Origin of the sequence: Bradyrhizobium sp. Leo170 (assembly GCF_004296405.1) — a bacterium.
Taxonomy (GTDB): Bacteria; Pseudomonadota; Alphaproteobacteria; order Rhizobiales; family Xanthobacteraceae; genus Bradyrhizobium.
Genome location: NZ_PSRR01000075.1, coordinates 20,442 through 29,869 on the forward strand (window position 1 = coordinate 20,442; position 9,428 = coordinate 29,869).

Genomic DNA, 9,428 nt, shown 5'->3' on the forward strand with positions numbered 1-9,428 from the left:
TCGCGCGAGCTGGTGGTGAGTTATGCCTTGACGAAGGCAAGCAGCGTCCCGTTGCTTGCTGCCGGCGGTACGCAGATCGCGCCCGCACTGTGCACGCCGATCGAGCCCAGCGCCTTTTCCGCGGCGGCAAGATCGGCCGCGATCACAAGGCCCGCGCCGCCGCGCTCGGGCAGGGCGGCCAGCGAAACGCCGGGATAGCGCTTGCCGAGTTGATCCGTGGTCACGAACAGGAAGTCGGCGCGGTCAGAGCCCGAGGGGACAGTGACGGCGCCGTCGGCTTCGTTCCTCACTGCGACATCAATCATTTTGGACAGATGCGCAGCATCCTTGGCGGGCTCGGGTGTCACGATCAGCACCTGCCTCAGGCGCCTTGCACCATTGGCATGCGTCATTAATTCGGGAATCCACACCGTCTCGCGGGTCTTGTGCTGGCAGGCGAAGATGCGCACGCCGCCCGGCGCCTCCGCGGTCGGCCATTGGAAGGTGCGGAATTTGGCTGCTGAGACCGTGCCATCAGGCATCGTCACCGGCCGCTCGAAATCGGTCGGGCCGATCGGCGTGTAACCACGCGCGCGAATCTCCTCGGCGCCTTCAGCCGAATCGACCGCGGTGAATGCAATGCGCTCGATGCCTTCGCCGCGCTTCTCCAGGAATGCCCGCGCCGGCGCGTTGTGCTCGGTCGGGGTGAGCACGCCGAGCAGTTCGACGTAGTCGGGGTCGAGCATGATGGTGTAATTGCCGGACCCCATATGCGCGCTATGGGTGCCGCGCGGCGAAACGGTGAAGCCGAGATGCTTCCAGTTGTCGGCAGCCCGGTCGAGATCCTTCACCATGATCACGGCGTGATCGATTCCGATGACGTTCTTGAGTGACACTCTGTTGTTTCCCCGGCATGGATAGGTGGCGTACTACACTAAACAGATCGATCCGGCGGCCGCAAGCCGACGTTCCGATGGATGCGGCGCCGCCGAGGAATGATCGTGAAGAGATTGATGATGGAAAGACTAGATGTCCGCTGGCCCGATTCCCTATGGGCAGCGGTGACGCCCGCTGGACCTGATCTGCCCGAATTGACCGGCACCCAGGCCGACGTGGTCGTGATCGGCAGCGGTTTCACGGGGCTGTCGACCGCGCTGCATCTGCGCGAGGCCGGCGTCGACGTGGCGATTGTCGAGGCGATGGAGCCGGGCTGGGGCGCCTCGGGGCGCAACAACGGCCAGGTGATCCCGACCTTGTCGAGGCCCGATCCGGAGGACATCGTCGCCAAGCATCGCGCAGCCGGCGAGCGCTTCGTCAGCCTCTTGCGCGACAGCGCTTCAACGCTGTTCGACGTCGCCGGGCGATACAATATCCAGGCCGAGCAGGAGCAGGCCGGTTGGGTGCAGCCAGTGCATTCGCCCGGCCGCATCAAGATCGCGGAGCGGCGGGTGCGGCAGTGGTCGAAATTCGGCGCGCCCGTCGAGTTGCTCACGCGCGATCAGGTCCGCGACATGCTGGGCTCGGATGCGTGGTACGGCGGTTTCTGGAACAGGAGTGGCGGCCACATCAATCCGCTGGCGCTGGCGCGGGGGCTCGCACGCGCAGTCCTCGATCTCGGCGGCCGCATTTATGCGCGCTCGCCCGTGGAGAGTTTTGAACGGCAGAATAACCGCTGGGTGGTGAAGACCGCCAAAGGCGAGATCTCAGGCCGCGCGCTGGTCGTCGCCACCAATGCCTATAGCGGCGAGATCGTGAAATCACTGGTCCCGGAGATCGCGACCGAGGTGATGCCGGTGCTGTCCTGGCAGATGGCGACGCAGCCATTGTCGGACAATGTCCGCAAGTCCATCATCCCAGGACGGCAGGCGATGTCGGATACCCATGGCGAGCTCTATTTCGCGCGCTACGACGCGCGCAACCGGCTCGTCACCGGTGGCGCCGTGATCGGCCCGGGCGACAAGGCCGCGCGGTTGAAGGCGAGGGTGACCGAACGGTTGCAACGTCTGTGGCCGCAGATCGGCGAAGTCTCCTTCGACCACGTCTGGAACGGCTATGTCGGCATGACCACCGATTTCCTGCCACGCTTCCATCAGCTCGGTCCCGACGCCTATGGCTGGACCGGTTGCAACGGCCGCGCGGTGGCGCTGACGATCGCAATCGGCGCCGAGTTTGCAAAGGCGGTTCGCGGCGTGCCGGTGAAGGAATTGGCGCTGCCATTCACCGAGCCGCAGCCGATTGCTGCGCATGGACTGCTGCGAAAGCTCGCGTCGTTGATGCTGCTGGTCTACCGCCGTAGGGATGCCCGCGAGATCTAGAGCATGAAGCGCTGGGGCAATTGGAGATCAGTTCAGTAAGAGCATTCGCCAAGATACCAAGCCGTGCCGAGAGCGGTATCCGTTAAGAGAGCATTCCTGACTTAACTCGGATGTGGTTCAATGTCCCGCAGGGTTCACTCGAAGACACAAGCAGCTCGCCGCAAGCTGTTCCAAACCTCGGCCTAACAGACCGCAATCGCCCGGCTTGATGTGCGACTGGCTGCCCCGGGTTCCGGGCCGGAAAATCAGAGTTTGGAGTCAGCGCCTGAGCATCTCGAAAGCTGAAGAAATACCGGAACGGTTCTAGAGTCACCGCGTTTGGTTGCGAAGGATTCCACCTCTATTCAGCGAGCCAGTTGCACAGGAATCCCGACTACAATCATTCAACTACAATCAATAACGAGGAGGCAACAAAGATGGCAAATCCACGCCAAGAGGATAAGTCTACTCAAGCCGCCGAAGATGCAGTTCGGCGCGTAAGCGAGAGAACTGCTGAGCAGACCAGACGGATCGGAGAAACCACGGCTGAGGCCAGTCAAGAGATGGCTCGGGCCAGCGCCGATCTGCTGCGGCAAAACGCCGAGACGGTACAGAGCGCCCTGCGGTTCGGCCTGGACATGACGACGGCGCTCATGGGTCGCTCCACCGATCAACTTGGTGGTGTACTAGGACTATCGGAGGAAGCGCAACGCGCCGCCGAAAGGTCGGCTCACAGCGCCGCCAGCGTCCTTCAGTCCACCACCGCAATTGCCAAAGGGGTGAGTGGGATGTCGCAAGAGTACCTGGCGTTCGTCCGGCACCAAATGGAGTGTAGTATGAACCGCATGAACGAATTGTGGCGCTGCCGAACTCCTCAGGATGTTGTCGCCGTCCAAAGTGACTTTGTGCGAGAAACCGTGGAGAATGCTGTGGGATGTGGCCGGCGGATGGCCGACATGTCGCTCAAGGCCGCGGACGATACCGCAAAGCGCATGGCTCAGACTATCGAACGGCGCGCCGCCTAGAGCATACTCGCTGTTTCGTGCTCGCGCGCGAACTCGCCGCCGGGAATCGAATCCAGCAGCGCCTTTGTGTAGGGATGCTTCGGGTTGCCGAACACTTCGGCGGCCAATCCCTGTTCGACGACCGCGCCGTCCTTCATGACGGCGACGAGATCGCAGATCTGCGCGGCGACGCGCAGATCGTGAGTGATGAAGATGATGGAGAGGCCGAGCTGCTGGCGCAGATCGGCCAGCAGCCTCAGCACCTGCGCCTGCACGGAGACGTCGAGCGCGGAGACCGGCTCGTCCGCGACCAGCACGTCGGGCTTTAGCGCCAGTGCCCGCGCCAGCCCGATGCGCTGGCGTTGGCCGCCGGAGAATTCGTGCGGGTAGCGGTCGCCGGCGGATGGATCAAGCCCGACAAGCTCGAACAGTTTCCTGGCTTCGGCAATCGCCGTCGCGCGCGGCGTGCCGTGGACGATGGGGCCTTGCGCCACCAGCTCGGCGGCCTTGCGGCGCGGGTTGAGCGAGGCAAACGGATCCTGGAACACCATCTGGATATGCCGGGTCTGGCGGCGGACTTCCTCGCGCGACAGTTTTGCCCAGTCCTTGCCATTGAGCACGATCGATCCGGAGTCGGGATCGATCAGGCGTACGATGCAGCGCGCCAAGGTCGACTTGCCCGAGCCGGATTCGCCGACGATGCCAAGCGTTGCGCCCTTGGGCAGATCGAGAGAGGTCTCCTTGACCGCGGCCGTGACGCGCGCGCCACGTCCGAGGAAGCCGCCGGTGCGATAGGTCTTTGAGACGTTGGCAATCGTCAGGATGTTCTCGCTCGACAGCACCCGTGGCGGCGGTGCTTTCAGCGGCGGTACGGCGGCGATGAGCTGCCTGGTGTAGGGGTGCGCCGGGTGGCTCAGCACCTGGTGAGCCGTGCCTTGCTCGACGATCCTGCCATGCTGCATCACCACGACGCGATCGGCGATCTCGGCGACGACGCCGAAATCGTGGGTGATGAACAGCACCGCCGTCTTCTTGCGCTGCTGCAGGTCGCGGATCAGCTTCAATATCTGCGCCTGCGTGGTGACGTCGAGTGCGGTGGTCGGCTCGTCCGCGATCAGGAGTTTTGGATCGAGCGCGAGCGCCATCGCGATCATGGCGCGTTGGCGCTGGCCGCCGGAGAGCTCATGCGGATAGGCCTTTGCGGCCAGTTTGGGATCGGGAATGCGGACGTCGCCGAGCAGCGCCAGCACGCGCGCGTTGATCTCCGCTTTCGATAGTTCCGTGTGGATCGAGAACATCTCGCCGATCTGGTCGCCGATGGTGCGCAGCGGATTGAGCGCGGTCATCGGCTCCTGGAAGATCATGGCGATGCCCGCGCCGCGCACCTCGCGCATCTCGGCCGTATCCGCGGCGCAGAGATCGCGGCTCTCGAACAGCATCCGGCCATTCTCGATTTTAACCTCGTTCGGCAACAGCCGCATAATGGCGTTCGCCATCATCGACTTTCCGGAGCCGGATTCGCCGACCACGCAGAGGATCTCGTTCGAGGCGATCGACAGAGAAACGCTCGACAGCGCATGGGGCCGGTCGGCGCCCTCGGGCAGGCGCACGCTTAACGTCTCGAGCGAAAGGATGGTCTCGCTCATCGGCTCTTCAGCCTCGGATTGAGTGCGTCGTTGAGCCCCTGGCCGACCAGCGATACCGCGAGCACGGTGATGAGAATGGCGATGCCGGGGATCGCCGAGACGTACCACTGCACGCGCAATACGTCGCGGCCGAGCCCGATCAAATTGCCCCAGGAGGCAACATTGGGATCGGACAGCCGCAGGAAGGCGAGTGCGCTCTCCAGGAGAATCGCGACCGCCATCACCACGCTGGCATAGACGATGACCGGGGGCAGGGCGTTGGGCAGGATCTCGCCGAGCATGATCTTGTTGTCGCGCATGCCCAGCGTCTTGCCGGCCTGCACGAATTCGCGGTTGCGCAATGAGAGGAACTCGGCGCGGGTCAATCGCGCTGGCGCCGGCCAGGATACGACGCCGACCGCGATGGTAACGGTCGTCAGTGTCGAGCCGAACACCGCGACCAGCACCAGCAGCAGCACGAAATTCGGCAGGGTCTGGAATGCCTCCGTGATCCGCATCAGGACATTGTCGACCCAGCCGCCATAGTAGCCGGCAAAGGCGCCGACCAGGATCCCGATCAGGATCGCGATCGCGGTCGCGACGCCGCCGATCAGAAGCGATATCCGCGCGCCGTAGAAGATCTGCGCGGCGATATCGCGCCCGGAATTGTCGGTGCCCAGCAGGAAACGTGGATTGGAGAACGGCCAGATCAGCGGGCGCCCCGCGAGCGACAGCGGATCGCGCGGATAGAGGAATCCGGCGCTGATCGCCATCACGATCACGACGAGCAGCAGGATCAGGCCGATCACCGCGGCAGGGCTGCGGAAATAGCGTTTCAGCGCGTCCATGTCAGCTATCCGCCGAAATCCGCGGATCAAGCCGCGCATAGAGGAGGTCGGTCACGAAGTTGACGACGATCACGAGCAGGGCCGAGACAAAGACGATGCCGAGCAGCGTGTTGAGGTCGCGCTGCACCACGGACTCGTAAGCCAACCGCCCAAGCCCAGGCAGCGAGAACACGCTTTCGACCACCACTGAGCCGCCGAGCATGGTTCCGGCCTGTAGCCCGATCAGCGTCACCATCGGCAGCAGCGCATTGCGCAGCACATGCCGCGTCACAACATGGGTCTCGTCCAGGCCCTTGGCGCGGGCGGTGCGGACGAAATCGAGGTTAAGCACCTCCAGCATCGAGGCGCGCATGATGCGCAAGTAAATGGCGAGGAAGATCAGCCCGAGGGTGAAGGTCGGCAGCACGAGGTGTCTTGCGATATCGAGCACGCGCCAGATGCCGGTCTGGATGGTGCCGATATCCTCGAAACCGCCCGACGGCAGCCATTGCAGATAGACCGAGAATACCACGATCGCCATCAGGCCGAACCAGAAGGAGGGCGTCGCATAGAAGATCAATCCGAGCGTCGAGATCAGCGTATCCGGCCAGCGGTTGACGCCGCGCGCAGCGATCACGCCGAACACGAGGCCGAAGAAGAACGCGAACGACAGCGACGCCGTCATCAACAGGATCGTCGGCGGCAGCCGCTCCAGGATTACGGAGGCGACCGGCTTGCCGTAGATCGACGAGAATCCGAGATCGAGCCGCACCAGCCGCCAGAGATAGTTGGCGAGCTGCATCGGCACTGACAGGTCAAGCCCGTAGAACTGTCGCAGCTCGCGCGCGGTCGCGGCGTCACCGCCGCCCATTTGCGCCATCAGCGCGTCCACGGTGTCGCCGGGCGCCATCTGCAGCAGCAGAAACACGCCGATCAAAATCAGGAATAGGGTCGGGATCGAGGCGGCGAGCCGCCGCCCCGCAAGGCTCAAGATGCGCATGCTCTCATCTTGACGTATTAAGGATCACGCGGAAAGCCAAAGATCGTGCCAGCTCGACGAGCCCCAGCGGGGCGTGTTGGAGTGGTTGCGGGCTTTTGCGGTGATGACGGTGACGAAGATCTGCTCGATCGGCATCCAGACCGGCAGTTCCGTGTTCACTTCCTTGACGAACTCGGCATAGAGCGCCTTGCGCTTGACCGGATCGACCTCGGTGGCCGCATCGTCGATGGTCTTGTCGACCGTCTTGTTTTCCCAGTCCCATTGATTGGTCCAGGGCGCGCCTTTGGGCTGGCCGGAACGATACCAGACCGTGGTCGAGACCGCGGGATCGTTGCGGTATTGGTGCCAGCCGGTGGCAAGGTCGAAGGCGTGGTCGTCATAGACCTGCTTCAAGAACCCGCCGCCGTCATTGCGCACGATCTCCACGGGGATGCCGATTTCCTGCAGCGACTGCTGGACGAAGGTCGACCACAGCGAGATGTCCTCGCCCCACGGCGCAGGCAGCAGCCGGAGCGAGAAGCGCGTGCCTCCGGCGCCCGGCTTGAAGCCGGCCTCATTGAGCAGCGCGATCGCCTTGGCCTTGTCGTAGGGATATTGCGGTGTATCCGGGCCGGGATAGAAGTCGGTGGAGGTCGAGGGGATCGGGCCGGTGCCGAGCTTGGCGAAATCGCCGAGGAAGTTCTCGATGAAGAACGGCACGTTGATCGCGTGGGCGATGGCGCGGCGGACGCGGATGTCGGAAAGTTCCTTGCGGCGGAAGTTGAACTCGATCGTATTGGTGCGGGCGTTGCCTTCGTTGCCCTTGGTGGAGACGATGAAGCGCTTGTCCTTGCCGAGCCGCGCCATGTCCGAGATCGTGAGTCCCGAGAACGGGCTGTAGTGCAACTCGCCGGCTTCCATCTGCGCCGCAGCGGCGGCGCGGTCGGTGATCACCTTCCAGACGATGCGGTCGAGATAGGGCGCGTTCGGCCGCCAGTAGTCCGGGTTGCGGTCGGCGATGATGTATTGCCCGCGCTCATATTTGACGAACTTGAACGGGCCGGTGCCGACCGGCGCCAGGTTGGTCGGATTCTGGCGGATGTCGCCATTCTCGTAGAGGTGCTTGGCGGAGACGTAGCCGAGGTCGGGCAGGGCGCGCAGCAGCAGATTGAGCGGCATCGGCCGCTCGTAGCGGAAGATCGCGGTCTGCGGATCGGGCGTGTCGACGGCGGTGAGGAACAGTTGCAGCGTCGAGCCGTAGTTCAGGATCTTCTTCCACATGTTCATCGCGGTGAACGCGACGTCGTCGGAGGTGAACGGCTTGCCGTCGTGCCAGGTGATGCCCTTGCGCAGTTTGAAGGTGACGGTCTTGCCGTCGGGGGTGGCTTCCCAGCTCTCGGCGAGCACGCCGACCGGCTTGCCGTCGGCGTCGAGGTCGACCAGGTTCTCCTGGATCTTGCCGCCGATGATGTAGACGCCGGTCGAGGCCTGCAGGCTGGGATTGAGCTGGCGCTGCTCGGCGCCGTAATGGACGTTGAATACGCCGCCCTTGCGCGGGGTCTCCTGCGCAAATGCCCGCATCGGGTTGATGACGTTGGCGGCGATGGCGGCCGACGTCAGAAGCGCGGTGCGGCGGTTGATCTCGAGGCGGGTGAAATCCATACAAGGTCTCCAGGAGTAGCGTCGGGCAGCGCACGGCATGGGGGCCGCAGGCCGTCTTTAGCCGATGTTATGCGGGGAGGGGAACCCCAGGTCATTTTCTTAATTGCCGCGCAATCTGAACGATCATTCTCCTGACCCCACACCGGGCGGGCGCTATCGGCTGCGGCTCAATGAGGCAGGCTTCGGCAGGGACCGCGAATCACTGAGTGCGAATCTGCAGCGGAAAAATAGGGGGCGGCGGGATGTCGGATGGCCCGCTGAAAGGGCTGTTTGAGGCGACGGAGGGCCTCGACCAGCGAAAAAACCCGGGAAAAACGCAGGATTCCGGTGTATCAGCGGCGATATAGCTGTGAAGAATGCTGAAAACCCTGTTTTTTTAGCCAGTTTCCGCCATAACGTGCCGTTTCCAGAATCAATGGAGCAACCATGGCTACCCAATTGTCGAAGTCGCAACTGATCGAGAAGATCGCGACCACCACCGAACTCTCCAAGCGCGACGTCAAGAACGTGATGGATACCCTCACGGATGTCGGTCATAAGGAGCTGAAGAAGAACGGCGTGTTCCTCGTCCCCGGCTTCGCGAAGTTCGTGGTGATCAAGAAGCCCGCGACCAAGGCGCGCAAGGGCACCAACCCCTTCACCGGCGAAGAGACGGTGTTCAAGGCCAAGCCGGCCCGCAAGGTCGTCCGGGCTCGCCCGGTCAAGGCCGCCAAGGACGCGGTCTAAGGCAAAAGGCCTCCGGAAGCGGGGGCCTTTTTGCTATGAAGCGCGCCCGGTTCGCGTGAGGCCTGACCCTCTATCCTCCGCAACGCGGGGCGCGGCAATCAGCGCTCGTGGGAACAAGCCATCAAAGCGAAAGCCCCACGAGCAAGGCCATGCAGGCCAGGTGGCCGGCGACGATGAGCGCGAGATGAAGAGGACCGGGCACCGCACGTCTCCTCTATTGGCTCGGGACCGTCGACTCCCTCCCTCTGCAAGGGGAGGGCGGGGTGGGGGTCAGCCACGGGCGCTGGCGTTCGTGGAGAGAGAATCCCCACCCGGTTTGCGCTTGCAGCGCA

Annotated in this window: 8 protein-coding genes; 3 read left to right on the forward strand and 5 right to left on the reverse strand. The window is 63.5% G+C overall.

The annotated features are described in order from the left end of the window. Positions 1–20: 20 nt before the first annotated feature. Positions 21–875: a VOC family protein gene (locus CWO89_RS15490; protein WP_130579659.1), complete on the reverse strand. Its 855-nt coding sequence runs from the start codon at positions 873–875 to the stop codon at positions 21–23. 120 nt (positions 876–995) lie between these two features. On the opposite strand from CWO89_RS15490, the gene CWO89_RS15495 reads away from it, so the two are divergent. Both CWO89_RS15495 and CWO89_RS15500 read left to right on the forward strand, forming a co-directional pair. Next, positions 996–2,294 carry an NAD(P)/FAD-dependent oxidoreductase gene (locus CWO89_RS15495; protein ID WP_130579660.1) on the forward strand — a complete coding sequence of 433 codons (1,299 nt, stop codon included), beginning with the start codon at positions 996–998 and terminating at the stop codon, positions 2,292–2,294. Positions 2,295–2,710: 416 nt separating this feature from the next. Continuing rightward, complete coding sequence (locus CWO89_RS15500; protein ID WP_130579661.1) at positions 2,711–3,298, forward strand: phasin family protein; 588 nt, start codon at positions 2,711–2,713, stop codon at positions 3,296–3,298. On the opposite strand, the gene CWO89_RS15505 is transcribed toward CWO89_RS15500, so the two are convergent. Genes CWO89_RS15505 through CWO89_RS15520 form a run of 4 tightly spaced genes read right to left on the reverse strand, consistent with a single transcriptional unit; the run spans position 3,295 to position 8,370 of the window. Beyond that, entirely contained in the window at positions 3,295–4,923 is a 1,629-nt protein-coding gene (locus tag CWO89_RS15505) for an ABC transporter ATP-binding protein (protein WP_130579662.1), read from the reverse strand. The genes CWO89_RS15500 and CWO89_RS15505 overlap by 4 nt on opposite strands. Beyond that, on the reverse strand, positions 4,920–5,750 hold the full coding sequence (locus CWO89_RS15510; protein WP_130579663.1) for an ABC transporter permease: 831 nt from the start codon (positions 5,748–5,750) through the stop codon (positions 4,920–4,922). Before CWO89_RS15510 ends, CWO89_RS15505 begins: the two co-directional genes overlap by 4 nt. 1 nt (position 5,751) lies before the next feature. Further along, positions 5,752–6,729, reverse strand: coding sequence for an ABC transporter permease (locus CWO89_RS15515; RefSeq protein ID WP_130579664.1), 978 nt, complete (start codon positions 6,727–6,729; stop codon positions 5,752–5,754). A gap of 24 nt (positions 6,730–6,753) precedes the next feature. Continuing rightward, complete coding sequence (locus tag CWO89_RS15520) at positions 6,754–8,370, reverse strand: ABC transporter substrate-binding protein (protein ID WP_130579665.1); 1,617 nt, start codon at positions 8,368–8,370, stop codon at positions 6,754–6,756. Positions 8,371–8,796: 426 nt separating this feature from the next. On the opposite strand from CWO89_RS15520, the gene CWO89_RS15525 reads away from it, so the two are divergent. Continuing rightward, positions 8,797–9,096 carry an HU family DNA-binding protein gene (locus CWO89_RS15525; RefSeq protein ID WP_027579467.1) on the forward strand — a complete coding sequence of 100 codons (300 nt, stop codon included), beginning with the start codon at positions 8,797–8,799 and terminating at the stop codon, positions 9,094–9,096. Positions 9,097–9,428 lie beyond the last annotated feature (332 nt).

Bases quoted from the DNA above. Each gene is read 5' to 3' on its own strand.
- CWO89_RS15500 (WP_130579661.1), top strand. From the start codon at position 2,711: ATGGCAAATCCACGCCAAGAGGATAAGTCTACTCAAGCCGCCGAAGAT.
- CWO89_RS15515 (WP_130579664.1), bottom strand. From the start codon at position 6,729: ATGCGCATCTTGAGCCTTGCGGGGCGGCGGCTCGCCGCCTCGATCCCG.
- CWO89_RS15525 (WP_027579467.1), top strand. From the start codon at position 8,797: ATGGCTACCCAATTGTCGAAGTCGCAACTGATCGAGAAGATCGCGACC.
- CWO89_RS15505 (WP_130579662.1), bottom strand. From the start codon at position 4,923: ATGAGCGAGACCATCCTTTCGCTCGAGACGTTAAGCGTGCGCCTGCCC.
- CWO89_RS15520 (WP_130579665.1), bottom strand. From the start codon at position 8,370: ATGGATTTCACCCGCCTCGAGATCAACCGCCGCACCGCGCTTCTGACG.
- CWO89_RS15510 (WP_130579663.1), bottom strand. From the start codon at position 5,750: ATGGACGCGCTGAAACGCTATTTCCGCAGCCCTGCCGCGGTGATCGGC.
- CWO89_RS15495 (WP_130579660.1), top strand. From the start codon at position 996: ATGGAAAGACTAGATGTCCGCTGGCCCGATTCCCTATGGGCAGCGGTG.